This is a genomic window from Streptomyces sp. RPA4-2 (assembly GCF_012273515.2).
Classification (GTDB): domain Bacteria; phylum Actinomycetota; class Actinomycetes; order Streptomycetales; family Streptomycetaceae; genus Streptomyces; species Streptomyces kaempferi.
Map to the genome: position 1 here is coordinate 7,390,316 of NZ_CP050975.2, position 22,336 is coordinate 7,412,651.

The following is a 22,336-nucleotide window of genomic DNA, read 5'->3' on the forward strand; positions in this document are numbered from 1 at the left end:
GCTCAGCGGTAAAGAACAGGCCAGAATTTTTCGGGACCGGGAGGCCGCTCAGCGCTCCGTGACGTTGGCGGTGAGCAGGCGCAGGAGGTGCTTGGCCGTGGCGTCCTGCTCGGGGGGCAGACCCATGGCGTCGCCGAGGGCGGGGGGCACCGTGTCCGCGCGCTCCCGCAGCCGGGCCCCGGTCTCGGTGAGGCGGATGGCGACGGACCGTTCGTCCTCCGCGCGGCGCTCACGGCGGAGGGTGTCCGGGGTCAGCGGCGTCCCGGTCGCTCAGGAGCGATCCCCGTCGGCCCGGAACAGTCGCGAGAGCAGGCTGTCGAGGGTGGCCCGCTCGTCGTCGCTCAGCGCGCCCAGCGCCTGGTGGGTGGCGTGCATCCCATCGCGGACGCGTGCCACGACGGCCGCGCCCTCCTCCGAGAGGATGACGTTCTTCACGCGGCGGTCGGTGGGGCTGGCCTCGCGGTGGACGAGACCGCGGGCCTCCAGGCGGTCGATGATCCCGGTGATGTTCGACGCGTCGCAACGGAGCGTGTCCGCGAGGGACCGCATGGGGGCCGGACCCTGGCGCAGCACGTTGAGTGCCTTGGCCTGGCTGTAGGTGAGACCGTGCGCGGCGGCGGCGGTGGTGAGATCCGCGTAGAGGCTGACCATGGACGCCCAGAGGGTGTCGAGCAGCACGGCATGGGAGACGCCGGGGTGCCCGCCGTCCGGTGCCTCGGCGGAGCGGCTCGTTCCAGATGTCGCGGACATGGGACCAGCGTACCTGAAACTTGACTACCTCAACCTTCGATGCTTACCTCTGTTCAGTTACTTGAAGACCTCAACCTTCAAGAACTTGCAGCTTTATGTGGCTCCCGAGAATTTGCTCCTAAGGAAGAACGCCGTGACACCCTCCGATCGCGTGGCGCCCAGACGCCCCGCAGGCGACCTCTCGCTCGTCCTGGTCCTAGGCCTCGCGGCCATGATCGTCTCGATGATGCAGACCCTCGTCGTACCGATCCTCAGCATCATCCAGAGCGATCTCGGCACCAGTACCGCGAACGTCAGCTGGGTCACCACCGCGACCCTGCTGTCCGCCGCGGTCTTCACCCCGCTCCTCGGTCGCTTCGGCGACATGCACGGCAAGAAGCCCACGCTGATAGGGGTTCTGCTGCTGATGATCGCCGGTTCGGTGCTGGCCGCGACCACCACGTCGCTGCTGTGGCTGATCGTCGGCCGGGTGCTCCAGGGCGCGGCCACCGCGATCTTCCCGCTCGCCCTCTCGGTGCTGCGGGAGGAGATGCCTCCGGCGAAGCTGCACGGCGCGATGGCGATGGTCAGCGGAACGCTCGCCGTCGGCAGCGGACTCGCCCTGGTGGCGGCCGGACTGCTCACCCGGGGCGCGGATCCCGACTACCACCGGGTGTTCTGGCTCGCCGTGGCCCTCGCCGCCGTGGCCCTCGTCGGCGTCATCCTGCGCGTTCCCGCCTCGCGCTCGACGACCGGTGGCCGTACCGACTGGCTCGGCGCGGTGACGCTCGCCGCGCTGCTCGTCCTGCTCCTGCTGCCGATCTCGCAGGGACACGAGTGGGGCTGGTCCTCCGCGCGCACCATCGGTCTGTTCGTCGCGGCCGTGGTCATGGCGGCCGTCTGGGTGTTCGTGGAGCGGACGGTCCGCGGGCCGATGGTGGACATGCGGATGTTCGCCCACCGTCCGGTGCTCTTCACGAACCTCGCCGGTCTGTTCCTCGGGTTCGCGATGTTCTCCCAGTTCATCGGCGTGGCCTATCTGGCGCAGATGCCGAAGGGACTCACCGGGTACGGATTCGGCGCCTCGGTCTTGCGCGCCTCCGTCGAGTACCTGCTGCCCACCACGGTCGTCTCGCTGCTCGCCGCGCAGTTCGGCGGGATCCTGGTCGGGCGGATCGGGGCGCGGTTCACCCTGGCCATCGGCGCCGTGTTCGGTGTCGCCGGATTCGCGTGGCTGACCGCCGCGCACGACACCTCGGCCTCCGTCATCCTCGCGGGCCTGCTGATCGGCGTGGCCATCAGCTTCGGATACGCGGCCATGCCCGCCCTCATCGTGGCGAGCGTTCCGCACCACCAGACCGGCATCGCCAACGGTCTCAACTCCATCTCCCGTTCCGTCGGCAGCGCGATCGCCAGCGCGGTGATCACCTCGCTGCTGGCGTCCAGGACGATCGCGCACCTGCCGGCCGGAGTGCCCGCGCTGCCTGCCGAGAGCCAGTTCACCCTGAGCTTCGCGATCGCCGGTGTCGCGTTCGTGCTGATCGTGGTGGTCGCGCTGGTCGGCCTGACCCGGGGCGCGACGCCTGTGCACGTGGTCGACCGGAAGGCCGCGCCGGCGGAGCCGGTGACCGCAACGGCCGTCGAAGCCGTGGCCGGACCCGCCCTCGCGGGGGTCACCGAAGAGGTCACCGGACGCGCAGGGGAGAGGGCCGAGGAGAAGGCGGACGCCGCGACGACCTGACCGGGGGACGCCTCCCTCGCCTCTTCGGTCATCCCCGGCAGGACCGGGAACGGCCGGGAACGGCCGGGAACGCTTCGCGCACCGCCCATCGGCATGCGCTGGCCGTTCCCGGCCGTCGCCGTATCCGCGGGGGAGCGGACCCTGCGGCCGCGTTCGGCTTGCCCTTGGAAACCGATCGGTTTACTCTGGCCCAGTTCGGTAAACCGATCGGTTTCTCATTCTCGGGAGTTCCCATGACATCCATCGAAGGTTCGGTCGCTCTGGTCACCGGCGGCAGCCGGGGCATCGGCCGTGCGCTCGTCCAGGGCCTGTACGAGCGCGGCGCCAAGAAGGTGTACGCCACCGCACGCGACCCGCGGACCGTCACCCACCCCGACGCGGTGCCGCTGGCCCTGGAGGTGACCGACCCCGCGTCCGTCGCCGCGGCCGTCGAGCAGGCGCAGGACGTCACCCTCCTGATCAACAACGCCGGCGCCTCGGTGAACGCGAACTTCCTCGAGTCCCCCGTCGAGGACGTCCGCCGCGAGTTCGAGACGAACTTCTACGGGCCGCTCCTCGTCACCCGCGCGCTCGTCCCGGTCATCGAGCGCAACGGCGGCGGCCACATCCTCAACGTCCACTCGGTGCTCTCCTGGATCGGACTGCTGGGCTCCTACAGCGCGTCCAAGGCCGCCTTCTGGTCCCAGACCAACTCCCTGCGCCTGGACCTGAAGCCGCGCGGCATCGAGGTCACCGGACTCCACGTCGGCTACGTCGACACGGACATGGCCGCGCACGTCGACGCGCCGAAGTCGTCCCCCGACGCCGTCGCGGCGCAGGCCCTCGACGGCATCGCGTCCGGCGCCTTCGAGGTCCTCGCCGACGACCTCACCCGGCAGGTCAAGGCCCAGCTCTCCGCGGACGTCGCCGTGATGTACCCGCAGCTGCTGGCCTGATCGGACGGCCGCTCAGACCGGCAGCAGGCGGCCGATCAGGTCGCCGAGCTGCCGGGCGTTGCGGCACTCGTGCATCTCGACGAGTCCGGCGTACTCGGGGGCGGCGGAGTCGCCCGTGCCCCACTGGGACAGCGGCTCGGGGTTCAACCAGTAGACGCGCCGGGCCCGTTCGCACAGGTGCCGTACGGCCGGGAGGTTCGGGTCACCCATGTTCGTACGGGCGTCACCGAGGACGAACACGGTCGAGCGCGTGCCCACCGCGTCGGCGTACCGCTCGGTGAACTCGCCGAAGGCGACGCCGTAGTCACTGCTGCCGTGCCAGCCCGTGAGCGTGGCCTCCGCCCGGATCCGGGCACCCAGTCCCTCCGGATCGGCCGCCCCGTGCACCAGCAGCCCGGTCACCTCGTCGGTCCGGTTGACGAAGGCGAACACCCGTACCTTGCTGAACTGGTCGTGCAGCGCCTGCACCAGCAGCATCGTGAAGTCCGAGAAGCCCGACACCGACCCCGACACGTCGCACAGCAGCACCAGTTCGGGCCGGACGGGCCGCCGCCTGCGCAGCACGGGCCGCATCGGCACCCCACCCGTCGACAACGACGCGCGCAGCGTCCGCCGCAGGTCGATGGTGCCCCGGGCGGCACGGCGACGGCGGGCGGCGAGCCGGGTGGCCAGCTTGCGCGCGAGCGGCTGAACCACCGCGCGCAGCTCGGCGAGCCGCTCCCGGCCCGCGAACAGGAAGTCCACCCGGTCGACCGTCGGGGCCACCGCGCGCCGGGCGATCTCGTCCCGGCCGCGCCGCTCGGCGACCCGGCGCCGCGCCTCCGCGGCGACCAGGGCGCGGAAGACCTCGATGCGCCGCCGGATCTCGTCCTCCAGCAGCCGGTCGGTGAACCCGGCGGCACCGGTCCGTGCCCGGACGTCGTCACGGGCGCGCGCCATCAGGGTCTGCGGCCGCAGCCGGTCGAGCGTCTGGTACGAGGACCAGCCGTCCGACCCCGGCGAGGAGCCGTATCCGCCGAAGCCGTCCACCGCCTCCACCGCGAGCCGGGCCAGCAGTGCCGCGTCGTTGTCGGCGAGCGCGGCCGCGAGGCGGTCCCGCAGCTCCGCCCGGTCGGCGGCGGGCGGGTCGGCGCCCGGCGTGCCGGTTTCCGGCACCCCGACGATCCGCGGGAAGTACAGGTCGAAGGCCGGATCGAAGACCCGGCGCTGCGCCGTGCTGTGCAGCAACGCGGCGGCGAGACCCTCGCGCAGCCTTTCCCGGTCCGTCAGGCCGAGCGCCTCCATCGCGTGGGCGGCGTCCACCGTCTCGCCGGTGCCGATCCGTACGCCGTGCGAGCGCAGCGCGCCGACGAGTTCCGTCAGCCGTCGCGTCACTCCGGCCGGCGCGTTCACATGGCGTCCAGATCGAGCTTGGCGGCCGCCTTGAGCATGTCGTCCTGGTGCTTGAGGAGCACACCGAGGCTGTCGCGTACGACGGACTCGTCGAGGGTGCCGGCGCCGAGCGCGAGCAGGGTGCGCGCCCAGTCGATGGTCTCGGCGACCGACGGGACCTTCCGCAGGTCCATCTCGCGCAGCGCGCCGACCACCCGGACCACCGACCGTGTCAGCGCCTCGTCCAGGCCCGGCACCTTCAGCCGTACGATGCGGCGCTCCAACTCCTCCTCCGGGAAGCCGATGTGGAGGAAGAGGCAGCGGCGGCGCAGCGCCTCGGACAGCTCGCGGCTCGCGTTCGAGGTGAGCACCACGAAGGGCCGGCTGGTCGCGGTGATCGTGCCCAGCTCGGGGACGGTGACCTGGAAGTCGCTGAGCACCTCGAGCAGCAGGCCCTCCACCTCGACGTCGGCCTTGTCGGTCTCGTCGATCAGCAGCACCTTGGGGCCGTCGCCGCGGATGGCGGTCAGCAGCGGCCGGGGCAGCAGGAACTCCTCGCTGAAGATGTCCGTACGGGCCTCGTCCCACGTCTCGTCGCGGCCCGCGCTGATGCGCAGCAGCTGCTTGGCGTGGTTCCACTCGTACAGCGCCCGGGACTCGTCGACCCCCTCGTAGCACTGCAACCGGATCAGCCGGGCCCCGGCGACCTGGGCGACGGCCTTGGCGAGCTCCGTCTTGCCGACCCCGGCGGGGCCCTCCACCAGCAGGGGCTTGCCGAGGCGGTCGGCCAGGAAGACGGTGGTGGCGACCGCGGGCGACGCCAGATAGCCGGTCTCGGCGAGGCGCGCGGAGACATCGTCGACGGACGTGAACAGCAACGGGGCCTCCAGTGCGGTGCGGGCGGGGGCGGACGCACTCTGCGAACGTCACTATCCAAGCGCTTGCTCAGTCATCTGTCACGTGTGCCCCGGCGCATGTGACGACGCCCACTCACCCGCGGTAGACCGATCGGTTTCCCCGCTGTGTTCCCGCGCGGTAACCTTCCCGTATGGCCACTACAGACAAGGCGTCCACGAGGGACCGGCTGCTGGACGCCGCGGCCGACCTCTTCTACAGCGAGGGCGTCTCCGTGGGCATCGAGGCGCTCTGCAGGACGGCCGGTGTCTCGAAGCGGTCGATGTACCAGCTCTTCGCCGGCAAGGACGAGGTCCTGGCGGCGAGTCTCGAACGCCGGATCCCCCTCCACGAGGAGCAGCTCTCGCCCGCCTCGGCGGCCGACGGGACGCCCCGGGAGCGGATCCTGCGCGTCTTCGAGCGGATGGAGTACCTGTCCACGCGTCCCGAGTACCGCGGCTGCCCCTTCCTGGCCGCGCTGGTCGAGCTCAAGGACCCCGAGCACCCGGCGAGCGTGGTCGCCGGAACCGCCAAGAGCCGCCTCCAGGAGATGTTCCGCGCCGAGGCCGAGCTGGGGGGCGCGCGTGATGCGGCGTTCCTCGCCCGGCAGTTGATGCTGGTCTTCGACGGCGCGAGCGCCCGCGCCGGGTCCCGTATCGAGACCCTGGACGACGGCCTGGCCACGACGACCGTGACACTGCTGCTGGACGCGGCGGGCGTCGGCTGACCACGACGACGGGACGCCCGCGGCGACGGAACTGTCGGCCGGGCGGACGTCCCCCGGTGTCCCGCCGTTCAGACGACGCCGTCGGCCCGCAGGGCGGCGATGTCGGCCGCGCTGCGCCCCAGCGCGGCAAGGATCCTTTCGGTGTGCTCGCCGAGGGCGGGCACGGCGTCCATACGGGGATCGACGCCGTCGAGGTCCACGGGCGGCAGGAGCGCGGGCACCACGGCTCCGGGCACCTGTACGTCCCGCCAGCGGCCGCGTTCCCGGAGAACCGGGTGGGCGAGGAACTCCTCGACGGTGTTGACGCCTGCGTTGGCGATGCCCGCCGCGTCCAGCAGCTCGCTCACCTCCCGGCTGTCCAGCGCGCGGAACCGCTCGGCCACGATCGCGTCGATCGCGTCGCGGTGGGCCACCCGGTCCGGACCGGTGGCGAAACGCGGGTCGTCGACGAGGTCCGGGCGTTCCAGGAACCGCTCGCACAGCGCGGCCCACTCACGCTCGTTCTGGATGGAGAGGAGCACGTCCTTGCCGTCGGCCGCCCCGAACGCGCCGTAGGGGGCGATGGTGGCGTGCCGGGTGCCGATGCGTGGCGGCTGGGTGCCGCCGTGGGCCGTGTAGAGCGCGGGCTGGCTCATCCACTCGGCCAGCGCCTCGAAGAGGGAGACCTCCACCGCGCGGGCGACGCCCCGGGTGGCGCGGGTGAACAGGGCCGTGAGGACGCCCGAGTAGGCGTACATGCCCGCGGCGATGTCGGCGACCGACACCCCGGCGCGGGCGGCGCCGTGTTCGTTCCCCGTCAGGGAGACCAGGCCCGTCTGGCACTGCACGAGCAGGTCGTACGCCTTGCGGTCCGCCCATGGCCCCGCGGAGCCGTAACCGGTGATGGTGCACGGGATCAACGACGGATGCCGCTCCCGCAGCGACGCGGCGTCGAGGCCGAGCCGGGCGGCCGCTCCGGGCGCGAGGTTCTGTACGAACACGTCCGCTCCGGCGAGCAGTTGCTCCAGGACGTCGCGTCCCCGGGCCGACTTCAGATCCAGGGTCAGTGACTCCTTGGAACGGTTGAGCCAGACGAAGTAACTGGACTCACCGTGCACGGTGGTGTCGTAACGGCGGGCGAAGTCGCCCTCTCCCGGGCGTTCCACCTTGATCACCCGAGCGCCGAGGTCGGCCAGTTGACGGGTCGCGAAGGGCGCCGCCACCGCCTGCTCGACACTGACGACGGTGATGCCGGCGAGCGGAAGCTCGGTCATCGGACGGACCTCCAGGGAGCGGGCAGGGAGAACGCGGCGACGCGGGTCATGCTGCCATCCCGGGCACGCGCACGGTGCTCGCGCAGACACCGGGACGCGACGACCGCACGCCGACGCCGACGCGGCGGACACGCCTCGGGGCCCCCGCCGCGGCCCGCCCGGGTATCCCGGACAGGGTGTGGTCCACCGGTGCCGGGAGTCCAATACTCGGGGCATGGACGGAAAACGACAGCTCGGTGAGTTCCTGCAGGCCCGCCGCTCCCAGGTGCGGCCCGAGGACGTCGACCTGGTGACGTACGGCGACCAACGCCGTGTACCCGGGCTGCGGCGCGAGGAACTGGCCCGGCTGGCGGGGGTCAGCCAGTCGTACTACGCGCGGCTGGAGCAGGGACAGTCCAACGCCTCCCCGGAGGTCCTGGAGGCGATCGCCCAGGCGCTGCGGCTGGGCGAGGCCGAACGCCGGCACCTGCTCGAACTGGCCGCGGGCGCGCGGCGCCGGACCCGCACACGCCGGCCCGTGCCGGAACGGCTGTCACCGGCGCTCGCGCAGCTGACGGCCGCGTTGGACGACGTACCCGTGGTGGTACTGGGGCGGCGCAGCGACGTCCTGGCCTGGAACCGCGCCGGTCACGCGCTGTACGCCGGTCACCTCGATCCGGCGGGACCGGACCGGCCGGGGGAGCGGCCGAACATGGCGCGCCTGGTGTTCCTGGACGCCCACACCCGTGATCTCTACGTGGACTGGCCGGCCAAGGCCAGAGCCGTGGTGGGCGCCCTGCGGCTGACGTCCGGGCGGTTTCCCGACGACCCGGCGCTCGCCTCCCTCGTCGGTGAACTGACGCTCGGCAGCCCGGAGTTCGCCTCGATGTGGGCGGACCACCGGGTCAAGTCCGGTGCGGCCGTCGGATACGGGATGCGGCATCCGCTGGTGGGCGCCATGGACGTCGTCCAGCAGACGCTGCACGCCGAGGACGGACTGACCGTCGTCGTCGCGACCACCGAGGCGGACTCGCCGTCACGGGCCGCCATGACGCTCCTCGTGCACAGCGCCGGGGCCGACCGGCAGGGCACGCGCCCGGTCCGGTCCCCGGGGCACGCCCAGGCGTAGATCGCGCCGTCCCTCCCTTCCGGAAAACCGGACGTCCGCAGTTCCCGGCGCCCGGCAGTCCGGACACATCCACCTTCCATTTGTCCACCCGTAGCGCGCACGCGATGCCGTGCGCCCGAAATCCGTTGTGAAGGAATCAGAAGGACATGAGAAACAAACTCGCCGTACTGGCCAGTGCCGTCACCCTCGCCGCGACGACCGCGGTCACGGCCCTCACCCAGATCTCGGCCGCGGCCGCGACGGGGCCGGCCGGGACGGCGCCGGTCGCGGCACCCCGTATCGCCGCGCACTTCGACCTGGCACGGGGGCAGATGCCGGAGAACATCGCGCTGGAGCCCGACGGCACGGCCGACGTCACCTTCGCGGCCGCCCGTCAGGTGGCCGCCGTCGGCCCGACCGGCAGGACCCGCGTCCTGGCCACCCTGCCGGCACCGGCCGACGGCGGCGTCCACACCCCGGCCCTCGGCTTCGCCCTGACCACGGGCATCGTCCGGGCCCACGACGGCACGCTGTACTTCCTCTACGCGAGCGGCACCCCGGATCTGACCGGCGTGTGGCGGCTGCGTCCGGGCGGCACCCCGCACCGCGTCACGGCGCTCCCCGCGGACGGCCTGCCCAACGGACTGGCACTGGACGAGCACCACCACCGGCTCTACATCGCCGACTCCGTACGGGGAGAGATTCTCACCGTGCCCACCGCGGGCGGTGACCCCACCACCTGGTCCGCCGCGCCCGAACTCGCCGCGACCGGCTTCCTCGGGGTCAACGGCCTGAAGATCCACCGCGGTGCGCTGTGGGCGACCAACCTCGACCGCGGCACCGTCCTGCGCATCCCGTTCGGGCCCGGGGGCCGGCCCGGACCGGTCCGCACCACGGCGACGGGTCTGACCGGTATCGACGACTTCGCCTTCACCGGCCGCGGCGACGAGATCCTGGCGGCGCTCGACGGCCCCGGCACGGTCGTACGCATCCGGCCCGACGGCACCTCCTCGACCGTCCTCACCGCCGCGGACGGACTGCAGAACCCGACCTCGGTCGCGCTGCGCCGCGGCACCCTCTACGTCCTGAGCGCCGCGTACACGACGGCCACCGACCCCAACCTCCTGCTCGCCCCCGTACCCGGCCGAGTGGCGGGCACGGGGGACCCGGCCGGCGGCCACCGGTAACAAGGGCGGGGCGCCGGGTCCGGTCGTCCCGGCCCCGGCGCCGTCACCTGGGGGCCGCCGCCCCTCGGCGACGGGCGCACATGTACGCGGCGCTCGTGGCCCTGGCCGGCCCTGATCCTGGTCTTCCCCGAGCCCGCTCAGGCCGGCTGCGGGGTCAGACGGTGCAGGCCCCTGCGGTCGTAGTAGCGGGTCATCGCCAGCCCGAAGAGCAGGGCGACGGCCGTGCCGATCGCGATCATCAGCCAGGCGCGGGCGAGACCGGCGTCGGCGCGCGCGTCGAAGAAGAGGATGGCGCGGACGCCGCCGCCGAGCTGGCGCATCGGTTCGAAGACGCTCAGGAAGCGGTAGAAGCCCGGGACGGCCTCCAGGGGGACGGTCGATCCGGAGGAGGGCAGTCCGAGCACGATGAACACGAACATGGACACGAGCTGGCCGATCCCGCCGAAGGCCGCGTTGATGGCCTGGACGCCCAGGCCGACCGCGACGCTCGCGCAGTAGGAGTAGATCCACAGCAGCGGCAGGTGGGAGGCGTCCATGCCGAGGATCGCGAGGGTGGCGACCATCACCAGCGTGGTGGTCAGGACGGAGATACCGGCGGTCATGCCCATCTTCAGCAGCAGCGTCTGGGTACGGCTGACGGGCACGGTGGGGCGGCGGGTGTGCCAGGGACCGATCTCGTTGTCGGCGTAACCGAGCGCGGTGTCCACGCCGTTGTTGATGACGTTCGCCCCCAGGAACCCGGCCAGGACCAGCAGCAGCGTGTAGTAGAAGGCGGTCAGGCCCAGGCCGCTGCGCTCACCGATGGGGTGGCCGACCTGGGTGGTGACCGTCACCGGGTCGGCCAGCAGCAGACGGGCCGTGGAGTCGGCCCCCGCGGCGGCGGGGGAGGCCGTGAGCTGCTTGCCGATGGTCAGCGAGGCCTGTCGGGCGGTCTGCTGGGCGATCCGGCCGGCCAGTGAGGAGCCGAGGCTGCCCAGACCCGGGTTGGTGAGCACCGTCAGCGTCGGCCGGGCCGTCGCGTTCGAGGTGGTCAGCGCGGAGACGGAGGCCGTGAAGTCGGCGGGGACGACGAGGGCGCCGAAGATCTTGCCGGAGGTGAGCCTGTCCTGGAGCTGGGCGCGGGTGAGCCGTTGCCAGTCGGCCTTGCCGGAGGTGTCGGCGGCGACCGCGCGGGTGAGCTGGGCCCCCAGGTTCGTCGTCTGCCCGGGCAGTGGTCCGCCCTGGTCGGTGTCGACGATGCCGATGGGCAGGTCGCGCAGGGCCCCGTCCGGATCGACGATGCCGCCCATGTAGAGGAGGGCCAGCAGCAGCGCGAGCAGCCCGCTCAGCACGGTCGGCAGCAGCCACAGCCTGGGGCGCCGCAGGAGTGCGGTGGCACGGGCCGGGACAGGGGCGTGGTCGGGAGCGGACGCGCTGTCGGCGGCCATGGTCCTCCGTAGGTCGGGGCGGCGCGGGAGGGACGGGGCCGGGTGGGAGGCGCCCGTCGGGCCAGGATGCGGGGTGCGGCGGCCCCGTGTTCAGCGACTCGCCGGGTGCGGGACGGGGGCGCGCGGAAGCTGTGAGGGGAGGGCGCGTACCCCGGCCGTGGTCGCCGGTCACGTGAGCGTGCGGCCGCTCGGCCGGCCGGCGCGGGGACGAGCCCCACGGGAGGGATCGACGACGCCGTTACCCCCACCGTCTTCGACGGCGACCGTCCTGGGTACGGTTCCCGCACCATCCCACCCTTCCCCGGAGCCGAGACATGAGCGACCGTGCCGACCAGACCATCGCCGCGCTGCGCGGCGGACACGACTACCTGACCTCCGTGGTGCACGGGCTCGCCACCGCCGACCTCACCCGGCGCTCGGGCGCGTCGGAGTGGGACGTCTCCCAGGTCCTCAGCCACCTGGGCAGCGGCGCGGAGATCGGCCGCGCCTCGCTGGAGGGCGCGCTGAACGGCACCGGACCGCGCGACGGCGACTTCAACAAGTCGGTGTGGGCCCGCTGGGACGCGATGTCCCCGGCCGAGCGCGCCGAGGGCTTCGTGGACGCCAACGAGCGACTCGTGCGCGGTTACGAGGCGCTGGACACCCGGGTCCGGGAGGAACTCCGCGTGGAGCTCGGCTTCCTGCCGGCACCCGTGGACGTCGCGACGCTGGCGGGCCTTCGGCTCAGCGAGTTCGCCCACCACACCTGGGACGTCGAGGTGGCCTTCGACCCGACGGCGGCGTTGCTGCCGGTGGCGACCGAGCCGCTCCTGGCCCAGGCCGGTCTGCTCATAGGGTTCCTCGGCAAGGCCGACGCCCTGGGCGGTCGCCACGCCCGTATCGCGGTACGGACGGTGTCTCCGGTGCGTGCGTTCGGGCTCGACCTGGGTGACTCGGTCGCGCTCGTCGACGAGCCCGCCGAGCCCGACGCCGTGCTGAGCGCCCCGGCCGAGTGGTGGCTGCGGCTCGTCACCGGCCGCCACGCCCCCGCCCACACCCCGGCCGGGGTGAACCTGAAGGGAGACGCCCTCACACTGGACGATCTGCGACGCGTCTTCCCCGGCTTCTGACCCGCGAGGTCGTCGCGGGGCGGTTCCTCAGCCGGCCTTCGGGGCCGTCCCGCTCACGGTCTTCCCCGGCCGCCCCGCCTCACGACCCGTGGCCGGGGGCCTCGGCGGGCGGCAACAAGTCGTGCAGCTGCTCGTACCGCTGCGCGCAGGCCGTTCGGGCGATGGCCTGTGAGACGGCGTCGGCCAGCGGGCGCGAGGACTCGCGCAGCAGTGTGCGCGCCTTCTCCGTGAGCGCCACCTCGATACCCCTCTTGTCCCCGCACGCCGAGCGCCGCGTGATCAGTCCCGCGTGCTGCAGACAGGCCACCTGATAGGTCAGCCGTGTCTTGGGGCGGCCCAGCAGCTCGGCGATCTGTGTCATGCGGAGGCTGGATCCGGGCTGGTCGGCCAGCAGGCACAGCACCAGGAACTCGTCGTGCGAGACACCGAGGGCGTCCTTGACGCGAGCGCGCAACTGCTGCTCGATCGCCCCGGCCGCCGCCAGCAGCCGCATCCAGGACCGCAGCTCGGTCGGCAGCAGGCCGTCTTCGCTGCCCGACTCGTGTTCGGGCAGGTCAGCGGGGGCGAGAAAGTCGGCCATGGTGTCACAGTCTACCGGTTGTCCAAATTTGAAGAACGGGCTAGCCTGTGATCGTCCAAATTTGGATGACTGCTGGTTGTCCCACGGCCCGTGCCTCACCTGTAACCGTTAAGCGTCTGGAGAACTCTCATGACCGTCGCCGTCGAAACCGGCCTGTGGCAGCTCGACCCCGCCCGCACCAGCGTCGTCATCCGGCACAAGACGATGTGGGGTCTGGTCACGGTGAAGGGCGACTTCGCCGCTGTCACCGGGGAGGGCGAGGTGCAGGCCGACGGGACCGCCCGCGGCACCGTCACCCTGGACGTGGCGTCTCTCGACACCAAGAACGGCAAGCGTGACAAGCACCTCCGCTCGGCCGACCTCTTCGACGTGGAGCGGCACCCCACGATCACCTTCGCGGTGGACAACGCGGTCGTCGCCCAGAACGACACCGTCGAGGTCACCGGGCAGCTGACCGTGCGCGGCATCACCCGGCCGCAGCCCCTCGTCGCCCGGGTCACCGCGGCGAGCGCCGAAGACGTCACCCTCGCCGCGGAGTTCACCGTGGACCGCGACCAGTTCGACATGGGCTGGAACCAGCTGGGCATGCTCCGCGGCCTGACCACCGTCGTCGGCACACTCGTCTTCACCCGCGTCAAGGGCTGAGCCGACGGATCACCGCCCGCCGTCGGCGCGGCGGCAGGTGGTGACCCTGCTCCATGGTCCGTCGGACACGGCGGCCGATGTCACACGGTTCCCGCGGCCGCGTCCTGGCCGGCGGGCCGAGGACGAAACGGCGGACAACCCCCGAGTGGCCGGGGGCTGTCCGCCGCGGCCTTGCCGTGGGCGCGGCCCGGTCGTCCGGGGAGACGTCCCGACGGCCCGTCAGACCCGGCGCACGGCTTCGTGGAAGGCCGGACGGGCGCCTAGCCGGCGGACGTAGTCCCGCAGACGGCCGTACGGGGAGAGGACGTCCTCCGTGCCGAGGCTGGTGAGGGCCACCCACAGGTCGACGTCGGCGGCCGTCAACTCGTCGCCCAACGCATGCTGGTTCGACGCGAGTTGGCGATCGAGCGAGTCGAGCGCGGCGGACCGCGCCGTCGACCCGGCGGCCGGAGTGAGGTTCCGGTCCAGGAAGACGCGGAAGGTGTCGATGTCCGCGGCGAGGAACGGCGGGTGCAGCCGCGGGAGTCCGTTGCCGTCGCGGCAGCCTGGGAGTTCGCCGAGGTCGCGCAGGATGTCGGGGGTGTGATTGCTGACGACGCGTCCGCTCCAGCGGTCGCACAGCGCCGGCGCGGTGAGCGGACCGTCGTAGTGGTGCCAGGTGGCCTCGTACGCGGCCCGCAGCGCGGCGCAGGCGTCCGGCGTCCCGGAGGGCCCCGTCAGGAGCGTGCTGGTGACCGAGTCGCGCAGCCCCAGCAGGCCGAGGGTGATCGAGATGCGCAGCGAGCGCGGACAGCCCTCGGAGAGGTACAGCTGATACCGGTGCGGCGCGGGATAGAAGCCGCCTGCCGGACCGACACCGATGCGACTGCGGATGCGGTGTCCACGCGAGGGGGCCGCACCCCGAGGGGCCGCGGCGACAAGCGCTCCCGCGGCAGGCGAGGCCGAGGCGCAGTGGTGGGAGGTGGCGGCGGTCGGACTGAGCGAGACTGTCTCGGGCATGACTCTCCAGGGGACGGCGAAGCCCCGCCACCCGGAGGGCGGCAGCGGCGGAACGGAGTGACTGCGCTGACGTACCGTCCGGACCGTGGACTAGTAGGCGCTGGAGACCCGCAGCAGATCGATGTGCAGGCGCCTGGTCAGACCGTTCGTGCCCTTTCCGGTCATTCCCGTCGCTCCCGTGTCCGGGGCTCGCGAGAGGCGAGACCACGCTTGCCCCGCCGCTCCGGCGGGACCCGGTCGTCACCCGGGGCACCCCGTCGCGGTGGAAGGGTTGCCTGTCAGCGGGCCGGGGCCGATCAACCGCTCCGCACGGAAGGAACCGTGCGAAGGGCGCTGACAATCGTGACCGTCCCCGTCAGTCTCGGTCCGCTCCGTGGGCTCGTCAAGAAGGCGCCCGCGCGGTCTCACCACGTGGTCATCCGGGCTGCCGAGCGTTGACATCCGTTCGGGGCCGTGCCTAACTTACGCCGCATCGGACCGGAACAACTCCGGTCGGCACGAGGGCCCACGGGCCGGAACGGTGACGGTGACCGCGATGTACGCAGCCCAGGGGAAGACCGCCTCGCGGTCCCACGGCCGCGACCGCGTGCTCATGAACCGTCGCCCCGCGCGGCACCTCGCCGACGGCGGCAGCGCCCGTACGGCACGGTGTTGTCCCTCTCCCGGCGCCCGCTGTCTCTGTCAGGGCTGACGTACCCCCCTCGCTGACCGCCGGTTGCTGAACCCCGGTCGCCGAATTCCCGGTCCCTGTACCCCCGGTCCTTGATCCTCGGTGTCCGATCTCGGGGTCGGTGATCTCCGAACCACCGTGTGCCGCCGCCGAACCGGCGGGCTTCCGGTGGCCCCCCTTCTCGTCCCCGCATCGGGTTCGTTCCCCCCTGCGCGTGCCCGTCGTCTCGTCGTACGGGCCGTGCCGGGGGAGTCCGAGCCGCCTGGAGCCCTCCATGAGTGAATCCCTCGGCTCCGCCGTGCCGTTGGGCACGGCGGAACCACCTCCCGCTCCCGTGGCCGAACCGAGGCCGTACGCCGCGCAGCGGGTGCTGCCGCTGCGCCGGCCGGGCCGCTGGATCGTCTCGGCGGTCGTGCTGGTCCTGGTCGCCCAGGTCGTCCACGGCCTGGCCACCAACCCGTTCTTCCAGTGGGACAGGTTCCAGTACTGGTTCCTGCGTCCCACGATCCTCGACGGCCTGCTCATCACCCTCGAAGTGACCCTCTACAGCGCCGTGTCGGGACTGCTGGGCGGCATCCTGCTCGCGCTCGCACGGCTCTCCCGGAGTCCGGTGCTGCGTGCCGTGAGCTGGGTCTACATCTGGTTGTTCCGGTCGGTGCCGCTGATCGTCGTCCTGCTCTTCCTCTACAACTTCTCCGCGCTCTACCGGACGCTGAGCCTCGGCGTGCCGTTCGGCCCCGCCTTCCTCACGTTCGACGAGTCCCGGCTCGCCACGGACATGGTCGTCGCGGTCGTCGGACTGAGCCTCAACGAAGCGGCGTACGCGGCCGAAGTGGTACGCGGCGGCATCCTCTCCGTCGACCAGGGCCAGCACGAGGCGGCCTCCGCGCTGGGTCTGCCGAAGGGCTACCAGTTCACGAGGATCGTGTTCCCGCAGGCCCTGCGCTCCATCACCCCCAACTACGTCAACCAGTTGATCGGCCTGATCAAGGGCACCTCGCTGGTCTTCTACGTCTCCCTGCTCGACCTGTTCGGCTCGGTGCAGAGCATGGGCAGCACCTACCCCGGCGACATCGTGCCGCTGCTGCTGGTCGCCACCGTCTGGTACCTGATCCTCACGAGCGTCGTGTCGGTCGTCCAGTTCTACGTCGAGCGGTACTACTCGCGGGGCGCGCTGCGCACCCTGCCGCCCACCCCGCTGCAGAGACTCCGCACCGGTCTGCGCGACCTGCGGGACCGTGCCCGGAAGGAGGCGGCCCTGTGACCGCCGAGGTGACGGAGCAGCCCGACGTCCGGCCCGCGGCGGTCGAGGTCCATGACGTGCACAAGTGGTACGGGACTCAACGTGTCCTGGACGGCGTGGAGTTGACCGTCCGGCCCGGTGAGGTCACCGTCGTCCTCGGACCGTCCGGCTCCGGCAAGTCCACGCTCCTCAGGGTGATCAACCACCTGGAGAAGCCCGAGATCGGCCATGTCAGCCTGAACGGCGAGCCGATCGGCGTACGACGGCACGGCGGGCGGCTCAAGGAACTGAGCGAGCGGGCCATCCTCGCCCAGCGCAGCCGGATCGGCTTCGTCTTCCAGAACTTCAACCTGTTCCCGCACCTGACGGTGCTCGACAACGTGGCGGCCGCGCCCGTCGCCACCGGGCGGCTGAGCAAGCCCGAAGCGCGGGAACTGGCGCGCACCCTGCTGGGCCGGGTCGGGCTCGCCGACAGAACCGCCGCCTTTCCCCGGCAGCTGTCGGGCGGCCAGCAGCAGAGAGTGGCCATCGCCCGCGCTCTCGCGCTGCGGCCCGGAGTCATCCTCTTCGACGAACCCACCTCCGCCCTCGACCCCGAACTGGTCGGTGAGGTCCTCGCCGTCATCAAGGACCTGGCCACCAGCGGCACCACCCTCCTCATCGTCACCCACGAGATCGGCTTCGCCCGCGAGGTCGCCGACCGGGTGGTCTTCATGGACGCCGGCCGGATCGTCGAACAGGGGCCGCCCGCCCAGGTGCTGGACCACCCGGCACACGAGCGGACCAGGGACTTCCTGAGCAAGGTGCTCTGATCCCGCCCCCGGACACCGCTCACCCGCTCACCCGCCCATCCGCACGACGCCCTCACCGCACACCTGACAAGGACGACCATGCGCACCCGTACCGATGCCCGTACCACTCCCCGTAGTCGCACCCTCCGCACCGGACTCCTCCGTGGCCTGGCCGTGTCCACCGCGGTCGCCACCCTCGCCACCGGGCTCGCCGCGTGCGGGGGCGAGAGCGACGCCGCCACCACGACCGGCGACGCGGCCCCCGGCACCGTCACCCTGGGCGCGCTGTCCAACGGCGCCGCACAGCAGGCCGATCTCAAGGTGCCCGAGGTCAAGTCCATCAGCGCCGAACTGCCCAAGTCGGTGGCCAGGAGCGGCAAGCTGGTCATCGGAGTGGGCGCGCTGCCCGCCGGGTTCCCGCCGCTGGCGTACGTGGGGCAGGACCAGAAGACCCTCACCGGCGCCGAACCCGACCTCGGCCGGCTGGTCGCCGCGGTCCTCGGCCTGAAGCCGGAGGTCAAGAACTCGACCTGGGAGAACCTTTTCGTCGGCATCGACAGCGGCAGGGTCGACATCGCCTTCTCGAACGTCACCGACACCGAGGAACGCAAGAAGAAGTACGAGTTCGCCTCCTACCGGCAGGACAACCTCGCCTTCGAGGTGCGCAAGAAGAGCAGCTGGAACTTCGGCGGCGACTACCGGAACCTGGCCGGCCGGACCGTCGCGGTGAGCGCCGGGACCAACCAGGAGAAGATCCTGCTGGAGTGGAAGGCGAAGCTGGCGAAGGAGGGCGAGAAGCTCAACGTCAAGTACTACCAGGACAACAACGCCACGGCCCTCGCGCTGTCCAGCGGGAAGATCGACGCTTCCTTCGGGCCCAACCCCGGTATCGCGTACCACATCACCCAGACGGCGAAGTCTCCCGAACCGACGCGCAACGCGGGCACGTTCTCCGGGGCGGGCGCGACGCTCCAGGGTCTGATCGCCGCCACCGCGAAGAAGGACAGCGGGCTGGCCGCGCCGGTCGCCGACGCCATCAACCACCTGATCAAGAACGGTCAGTACGCCAAGTGGCTCGCCGCGTGGAACCTCTCCAACGAGGCCGTCGACACCTCCCGGGTCAACCCGCCGGGGCTGCCGCTCGACAACTCCTGACCCGCCGTTCCCCGCACCGCCACGGAGATACGACACCCTCATGGCATCCCCCGCCCGGCCGGCCCCGTCCCGGGGCCCGGTCGCACCGCACCTCCTCGACAACGCCGCGTGGGCCGCGCTGACCGGCCCGCACGCCCCCTTCGCCGAGCGCCTCGGACGCGCAGCCCGCTACCCCGTCGACGTCTCCCCGTTCACCGCCCTCGCCGACCCCGCCGACCCGCGCGCCTGGACGGACCTGGCGACGCTCGTCGGCCCGGGAACCGTCACCCCCGTGACGGGCGCCGGGTCCGCCCCCGACGGCTGGCGGACCGTCCGCAGCGGCCAAGGGGTGCAACTGGTCGACACAGGGCTGCGCGCCGAACCCGCACCCGACGCGGTGCGCCTCGGGCCCGACGACGTGCCGGAGATCCTGGACCTGATCGCCCTGACCGAACCCGGCCCCTTCCTCCCGCGCACCATCGCGCTCGGCACCTACCTCGGTATCCGCCACCGCGGCCGCCTGATCGCCATGGCCGGGGAACGCCTGCGCCCGCCCGGCTGGACGGAGATCAGCGCGGTCTGCACCGCCCCCGACCACCGGGGCAAGGGCCTGGCCACCCGGCTGGTCCGAGCGGTCGCGGCCGGCATCAGGAAGCGCGGGGACACCCCGTTCCTCCACGCCGCCGCCACGAACACCGGCGCGATCCGGCTCTACGAGTCGATCGGCTTCACCCCGCGCCGCCGCACGGACTTCCTCCTGGTCCGAACTCCGGGCGCCGAGCCGGAACAGACGGCGCCGGCGGTCCGTTGTGGTTGAGAGGACACCACGAAGCCGGCGCGCCCCCGGGCCCGCCGCGACGGAAGGGCGGAGGTGACGGACGTGCCGGTCCTGTCCGCACCCCGCGTCATGGTGCTCACCCCACGCCGCCGTGTCCATCTGTACTCCCGGCCGCACATCGATCTCCAGCGCGTGGCCGGCGCGCTCTGTCGTCCCTGACCTGTCACCCCGCTGCCGCCGCCCTCCGCACGGAGGGCAGGAGCCCTCGTACGGTCGATCAGGAAGGCACCCCTTTCGTGTCCTCGTCATCCCCCTCCCCGCTGCCCGGCACCTCCGCTTCAGCCCCCTCTTCTCCCTCTTCTTCCGACGCCCTGCACCTCGCCGTCGCGCTCGACGGCGCCGGCTGGCATCCGGCCGCCTGGCGCGAGCCGGTGTCCCGCCCCCGTGATCTGCTCACCGCCGCGTACTGGACGGATCTGATCACCGAGGCCGAGCGCGGCCTGCTCGACCTCGTGACCATCGAGGACGCGCTCGGCCTCCAGTCCTCGCAGGTCACCGGTCCCGACGGCCGCACGGACCAGGTACGCGGACGGCTGGACGCCGTCCTGATCGCCGCCCGCGTCGCCCCCCTCACCAGCCACATAGGACTGGTTCCGACCGTGGTGACCACCCACACGGAGCCGTTCCATATCTCCAAGGCGATCGCCACCCTCGACTATGTGAGCACCGGCCGCGCGGGCGTACGGGTGCAGGTGTCGCCGCGTCAGAACGAGGCCGCGCACTTCGGCCGCCGTGAGTTGCCCCCGTTCCGCCTCGAGGACCTGGACAGCCCCGCCCTGCGGGAGGTGGTCGTCGACCTCTTCGACGAGGCCGCCGACCACGTCGAAGCGGTGCGCAGGCTCTGGGACAGCTGGGAGGACGACGCGGAGATCCGGGACGTCGCCACCGGCCGCTTCGTCGACCGCGACAAGCTGCACTACGTCGACTTCGAGGGCCGGCACTTCAGCGTCAAGGGGCCCTCGATCACCCCCCGCCCGCCGCAGGGCCAGCCCCTGGTCAGCGCCCTCGCCCACGAGTCGGTGACCGGCGCGCCCTTCCGTCTGCTCGGCCGCTCCGCCGACATCGGATACGTCACTCCTCACGACACCGGACAGGCGCGCACGATCGTCGCCGCGGTCCGTGCCGAACAGGACGCGGCCGGGCGTTCCGGCGAACCCCTGCATCTCTTCGGCGACCTGGTGGTGTTCCTGGACGACGATCCCGCCGCCGCGGTGGCCCGCCGTGAACGCCTCGACACCCTCGCCGGGCACCCGTACACCAGTGACGCCCGGATCTTCACCGGCACCCCCGCACAACTCGCCGACCTGCTACAGGAGTTGCACTCGGCCGGGCTGTCCGGCTTCCGGCTGCGCCCGGCCGTCGCCGGCCACGACCTGCCGGCGATCACCAGGGGCCTGGTCCCGGAACTCCAGCGCCGCGGCGCCTTCCGGCGGTCGTACGAGGCCGACACCCTGCGCGGGCTGCTCGGCCTCTCCCGCCCCGCCAACCGCTACGCCGCCACCGCCTGAGCCGGAGGGACCCACTCATGAGCACGTCACAGGACAAGCCCCTCAAGCAGATCCATCTCGCGGCGCACTTCCCCGGCGTCAACAACACCACCGTCTGGAGCGACCCGGCGGCCGGCAGCCACATCGAGTTCAGCTCGTTCGCCCACTTCGCGCGGACCGCCGAGCGCGCCAAGTTCGACTTCCTCTTCCTCGCCGAAGGCCTGCGCCTGCGTGAACAGGGCGGACAGATCTACGACTTGGACGTCGTCGGGCGCCCCGACACCTTCACGGTCCTGACCGCACTCGCCGCCGTCACCGAACACCTGGGTCTGACGGGCACCATCAACTCCACCTTCAACGAGCCCTACGAGGTCGCCCGCCAGTTCGCCAGCCTCGACCACCTCTCCGGCGGACGCGCCGCCTGGAACGTCGTCACCTCCTGGGACGCCTTCACCGGCGAGAACTTCCGCCGCGGCGGGTTCCTCCCGCAGGAGGAGCGCTACTCCCGGGCCAAGGAGTTCCTGACCACCGCGAACGAACTCTTCGACTCCTGGCACGGAGACGAGATCGTCGCCGACCAGGAGACCGGAACCTTCCTGCGCGACGCCAGGGCCGGAGCCTTCGTGCACCAGGGCCGGCACTTCGACATCCAGGGGCAGTTCAACGTCCCGCGCAGCCCACAGGGCCGCCCTGTCGTCTTCCAGGCCGGGGACTCCGAGGAGGGCCGCGAGTTCGCCGCCGCGGACGCCGACGCGATCTTCAGCCGGTACGCCACCCTCAAGGAGGGCCAGGCCTTCTACACGGACGTCAAGCGCCGGCTGGCCCGCTACGGCCGTACGCGCGACCAGTTGCTGATCCTGCCCGCCGCGACCTTCGTTCTCGGGGACACGGACGCCGAGGCGGAGGAACTCTCCCGCGAGGTGCGCCGCCGGCAGGTCAGCGGCGCGACGGCGATCAAACACCTGGAGTTCGTCTGGAACCGTGACCTGTCCGCGTACGACCCGGACGGACCGCTCCCCGACATCGACCCCGACCTCGGCGAGCACACCGTCGCCCGTGGCCGCGCCCAGGTCCGGATGTACCGGGACCCGCTGGCCACCGCCCGGGAGTGGAGGGAGCGGGCCGCCGCCAACAAGTGGTCGATCCGGGACCTGGTCATCGAGACCGGCAACCGGCAGGCGTTCGTGGGCTCCCCGGCCACCGTCGCCGAGACGATCAACGACTTCGTCCAGGCCGACGCCTCCGACGGCTTCATCCTCGTCCCGCACATCACCCCCGGCGGCCTCGACACCTTCGCCGACAGCGTGGTCCCGCTGCTCCAGGAGCGCGGCGTCTTCCGTACGGAGTACGAGGGCGCCACCCTTCGCGACCACCTGGGCCTCGCCCACCCGGACGCCGAGGAGGTGGCCGACCGGGTGGCGTCGTGAAGTTCCCGGCCATCGCGCGGATCGTGCACACCCCGCACCCGCACCCCGCACCCCGTGGCCGG

The 22,336-nt window shown here is 72.0% G+C and carries 22 protein-coding genes, 1 pseudogene and 1 riboswitch; of the genes and pseudogenes, 14 read left to right on the top strand and 9 right to left on the bottom strand.

The window, feature by feature from the left end:
• Positions 1–48: 48 nt before the first annotated feature.
• Positions 49–240, bottom strand: a pseudogene (locus HEP85_RS32255) (MarR family transcriptional regulator); the annotation flags it as partial.
• A gap of 30 nt (positions 241–270) precedes the next feature.
• The gene (locus HEP85_RS32260; RefSeq protein WP_348772449.1) at positions 271–750 is read right to left on the bottom strand and encodes a MarR family transcriptional regulator; all 480 of its coding nucleotides are present in this window, start codon (positions 748–750) and stop codon (positions 271–273) included.
• 133 nt (positions 751–883) lie between these two features.
• Between HEP85_RS32260 and HEP85_RS32265 the strand changes: the two genes are divergently transcribed.
• Positions 884–2,470: an MFS transporter gene (locus tag HEP85_RS32265; RefSeq protein WP_248002151.1), complete on the top strand. Its 1,587-nt coding sequence runs from the start codon at positions 884–886 to the stop codon at positions 2,468–2,470.
• A 233-nt stretch (positions 2,471–2,703) separates the two neighbouring features.
• On the top strand, positions 2,704–3,405 hold the full coding sequence (locus tag HEP85_RS32270; RefSeq protein ID WP_168531019.1) for an SDR family oxidoreductase: 702 nt from the start codon (positions 2,704–2,706) through the stop codon (positions 3,403–3,405).
• Positions 3,406–3,417: 12 nt separating this feature from the next.
• Here the strand turns inward: HEP85_RS32270 and HEP85_RS32275 are convergent, their stop codons facing one another.
• Together HEP85_RS32275 and HEP85_RS32280 are read right to left on the bottom strand one after the other, a co-directional pair.
• The gene (locus HEP85_RS32275; protein WP_168531020.1) at positions 3,418–4,797 is read right to left on the bottom strand and encodes a VWA domain-containing protein; all 1,380 of its coding nucleotides are present in this window, start codon (positions 4,795–4,797) and stop codon (positions 3,418–3,420) included.
• On the bottom strand, positions 4,794–5,651 hold the full coding sequence (locus tag HEP85_RS32280; RefSeq protein ID WP_168534241.1) for a MoxR family ATPase: 858 nt from the start codon (positions 5,649–5,651) through the stop codon (positions 4,794–4,796). Before HEP85_RS32280 ends, HEP85_RS32275 begins: the two co-directional genes overlap by 4 nt.
• A 173-nt stretch (positions 5,652–5,824) precedes the next feature.
• Here HEP85_RS32280 and HEP85_RS32285 point away from each other — a divergent pair, with 173 nt between their 5' ends.
• Positions 5,825–6,397 (top strand): TetR/AcrR family transcriptional regulator, encoded by a 573-nt coding sequence (locus tag HEP85_RS32285; RefSeq protein ID WP_168531021.1) that lies wholly within the window; start codon positions 5,825–5,827, stop codon positions 6,395–6,397.
• 68 nt (positions 6,398–6,465) lie between these two features.
• Here the strand turns inward: HEP85_RS32285 and HEP85_RS32290 are convergent, their stop codons facing one another.
• Entirely contained in the window at positions 6,466–7,650 is a 1,185-nt protein-coding gene (locus HEP85_RS32290; RefSeq protein WP_168531022.1) for a CaiB/BaiF CoA-transferase family protein, read from the bottom strand.
• A 214-nt stretch (positions 7,651–7,864) separates the two neighbouring features.
• On the opposite strand from HEP85_RS32290, the gene HEP85_RS32295 reads away from it, so the two are divergent.
• Both HEP85_RS32295 and HEP85_RS32300 read left to right on the top strand, forming a co-directional pair.
• A complete protein-coding gene (locus HEP85_RS32295) occupies positions 7,865–8,758 on the top strand; it encodes a helix-turn-helix domain-containing protein (RefSeq protein WP_168531023.1) in 894 nt (297 codons plus the stop codon).
• A 146-nt stretch (positions 8,759–8,904) separates the two neighbouring features.
• Complete coding sequence (locus HEP85_RS32300; RefSeq protein ID WP_168531024.1) at positions 8,905–9,924, top strand: SMP-30/gluconolactonase/LRE family protein; 1,020 nt, start codon at positions 8,905–8,907, stop codon at positions 9,922–9,924.
• A gap of 137 nt (positions 9,925–10,061) precedes the next feature.
• Here HEP85_RS32300 and HEP85_RS32305 read toward each other — a convergent pair whose 3' ends face one another.
• Complete coding sequence (locus tag HEP85_RS32305; RefSeq protein WP_168531025.1) at positions 10,062–11,351, bottom strand: YhgE/Pip domain-containing protein; 1,290 nt, start codon at positions 11,349–11,351, stop codon at positions 10,062–10,064.
• A 314-nt stretch (positions 11,352–11,665) separates the two neighbouring features.
• On the opposite strand from HEP85_RS32305, the gene HEP85_RS32310 reads away from it, so the two are divergent.
• Positions 11,666–12,460 carry a maleylpyruvate isomerase N-terminal domain-containing protein gene (locus HEP85_RS32310; protein ID WP_168531026.1) on the top strand — a complete coding sequence of 265 codons (795 nt, stop codon included), beginning with the start codon at positions 11,666–11,668 and terminating at the stop codon, positions 12,458–12,460.
• A gap of 79 nt (positions 12,461–12,539) precedes the next feature.
• On the opposite strand, the gene HEP85_RS32315 is transcribed toward HEP85_RS32310, so the two are convergent.
• On the bottom strand, positions 12,540–13,040 hold the full coding sequence (locus tag HEP85_RS32315) for a MarR family winged helix-turn-helix transcriptional regulator (RefSeq protein WP_168531027.1): 501 nt from the start codon (positions 13,038–13,040) through the stop codon (positions 12,540–12,542).
• Positions 13,041–13,169: 129 nt separating this feature from the next.
• Between HEP85_RS32315 and HEP85_RS32320 the strand changes: the two genes are divergently transcribed.
• Entirely contained in the window at positions 13,170–13,685 is a 516-nt protein-coding gene (locus HEP85_RS32320) for a YceI family protein (RefSeq protein ID WP_168531028.1), read from the top strand.
• 219 nt (positions 13,686–13,904) lie between these two features.
• Here the strand turns inward: HEP85_RS32320 and HEP85_RS32325 are convergent, their stop codons facing one another.
• On the bottom strand, positions 13,905–14,684 hold the full coding sequence (locus tag HEP85_RS32325) for a glutathione S-transferase C-terminal domain-containing protein (RefSeq protein ID WP_168531029.1): 780 nt from the start codon (positions 14,682–14,684) through the stop codon (positions 13,905–13,907).
• Positions 14,685–14,774: 90 nt separating this feature from the next.
• On the bottom strand, positions 14,775–14,849 hold the full coding sequence (locus tag HEP85_RS32330; protein WP_356014130.1) for a putative leader peptide: 75 nt from the start codon (positions 14,847–14,849) through the stop codon (positions 14,775–14,777).
• Positions 14,850–14,885: 36 nt separating this feature from the next.
• A riboswitch (SAM riboswitch) is annotated at positions 14,886–15,032 on the bottom strand.
• A gap of 596 nt (positions 15,033–15,628) precedes the next feature.
• Here HEP85_RS32330 and HEP85_RS32335 point away from each other — a divergent pair.
• The 7 genes from HEP85_RS32335 (at position 15,629) to HEP85_RS32365 (ending at position 22,274) form a co-directional block, all read left to right on the top strand.
• Positions 15,629–16,618, top strand: coding sequence for an amino acid ABC transporter permease (locus tag HEP85_RS32335; protein ID WP_168531030.1), 990 nt, complete (start codon positions 15,629–15,631; stop codon positions 16,616–16,618).
• Positions 16,615–17,409 carry an amino acid ABC transporter ATP-binding protein gene (locus tag HEP85_RS32340; protein ID WP_248002152.1) on the top strand — a complete coding sequence of 265 codons (795 nt, stop codon included), beginning with the start codon at positions 16,615–16,617 and terminating at the stop codon, positions 17,407–17,409. Before HEP85_RS32335 ends, HEP85_RS32340 begins: the two co-directional genes overlap by 4 nt.
• A gap of 78 nt (positions 17,410–17,487) precedes the next feature.
• Entirely contained in the window at positions 17,488–18,543 is a 1,056-nt protein-coding gene (locus tag HEP85_RS32345) for an ABC transporter substrate-binding protein (RefSeq protein ID WP_168531031.1), read from the top strand.
• Positions 18,544–18,583: 40 nt separating this feature from the next.
• Complete coding sequence (locus HEP85_RS32350) at positions 18,584–19,339, top strand: GNAT family N-acetyltransferase (RefSeq protein ID WP_369657932.1); 756 nt, start codon at positions 18,584–18,586, stop codon at positions 19,337–19,339.
• Between the two features lie 54 nt (positions 19,340–19,393).
• The gene (locus HEP85_RS32355) at positions 19,394–19,519 is read left to right on the top strand and encodes a putative leader peptide (protein ID WP_282189867.1); all 126 of its coding nucleotides are present in this window, start codon (positions 19,394–19,396) and stop codon (positions 19,517–19,519) included.
• Between the two features lie 101 nt (positions 19,520–19,620).
• Entirely contained in the window at positions 19,621–20,868 is a 1,248-nt protein-coding gene (locus tag HEP85_RS32360) for an LLM class flavin-dependent oxidoreductase (protein WP_369658145.1), read from the top strand.
• 17 nt (positions 20,869–20,885) lie between these two features.
• Positions 20,886–22,274 carry an NtaA/DmoA family FMN-dependent monooxygenase gene (locus HEP85_RS32365; RefSeq protein ID WP_168531033.1) on the top strand — a complete coding sequence of 463 codons (1,389 nt, stop codon included), beginning with the start codon at positions 20,886–20,888 and terminating at the stop codon, positions 22,272–22,274.
• Positions 22,275–22,336 lie beyond the last annotated feature (62 nt).

Coding starts and splice junctions, on each gene's coding strand:
- HEP85_RS32305 (WP_168531025.1), bottom strand. CDS start 11,351: ATGGCCGCCGACAGCGCGTCCGCTCCCGACCACGCCCCTGTCCCGGCC.
- HEP85_RS32320 (WP_168531028.1), top strand. CDS start 13,170: ATGACCGTCGCCGTCGAAACCGGCCTGTGGCAGCTCGACCCCGCCCGC.
- HEP85_RS32260 (WP_348772449.1), bottom strand. CDS start 750: ATGTCCGCGACATCTGGAACGAGCCGCTCCGCCGAGGCACCGGACGGC.
- HEP85_RS32345 (WP_168531031.1), top strand. CDS start 17,488: ATGCGCACCCGTACCGATGCCCGTACCACTCCCCGTAGTCGCACCCTC.
- HEP85_RS32325 (WP_168531029.1), bottom strand. CDS start 14,684: ATGCCCGAGACAGTCTCGCTCAGTCCGACCGCCGCCACCTCCCACCAC.
- HEP85_RS32285 (WP_168531021.1), top strand. CDS start 5,825: ATGGCCACTACAGACAAGGCGTCCACGAGGGACCGGCTGCTGGACGCC.
- HEP85_RS32335 (WP_168531030.1), top strand. CDS start 15,629: ATGAGTGAATCCCTCGGCTCCGCCGTGCCGTTGGGCACGGCGGAACCA.
- HEP85_RS32350 (WP_369657932.1), top strand. CDS start 18,584: ATGGCATCCCCCGCCCGGCCGGCCCCGTCCCGGGGCCCGGTCGCACCG.
- HEP85_RS32300 (WP_168531024.1), top strand. CDS start 8,905: ATGAGAAACAAACTCGCCGTACTGGCCAGTGCCGTCACCCTCGCCGCG.
- HEP85_RS32295 (WP_168531023.1), top strand. CDS start 7,865: ATGGACGGAAAACGACAGCTCGGTGAGTTCCTGCAGGCCCGCCGCTCC.
- HEP85_RS32365 (WP_168531033.1), top strand. CDS start 20,886: ATGAGCACGTCACAGGACAAGCCCCTCAAGCAGATCCATCTCGCGGCG.
- HEP85_RS32290 (WP_168531022.1), bottom strand. CDS start 7,650: ATGACCGAGCTTCCGCTCGCCGGCATCACCGTCGTCAGTGTCGAGCAG.
- HEP85_RS32270 (WP_168531019.1), top strand. CDS start 2,704: ATGACATCCATCGAAGGTTCGGTCGCTCTGGTCACCGGCGGCAGCCGG.
- HEP85_RS32315 (WP_168531027.1), bottom strand. CDS start 13,040: ATGGCCGACTTTCTCGCCCCCGCTGACCTGCCCGAACACGAGTCGGGC.
- HEP85_RS32310 (WP_168531026.1), top strand. CDS start 11,666: ATGAGCGACCGTGCCGACCAGACCATCGCCGCGCTGCGCGGCGGACAC.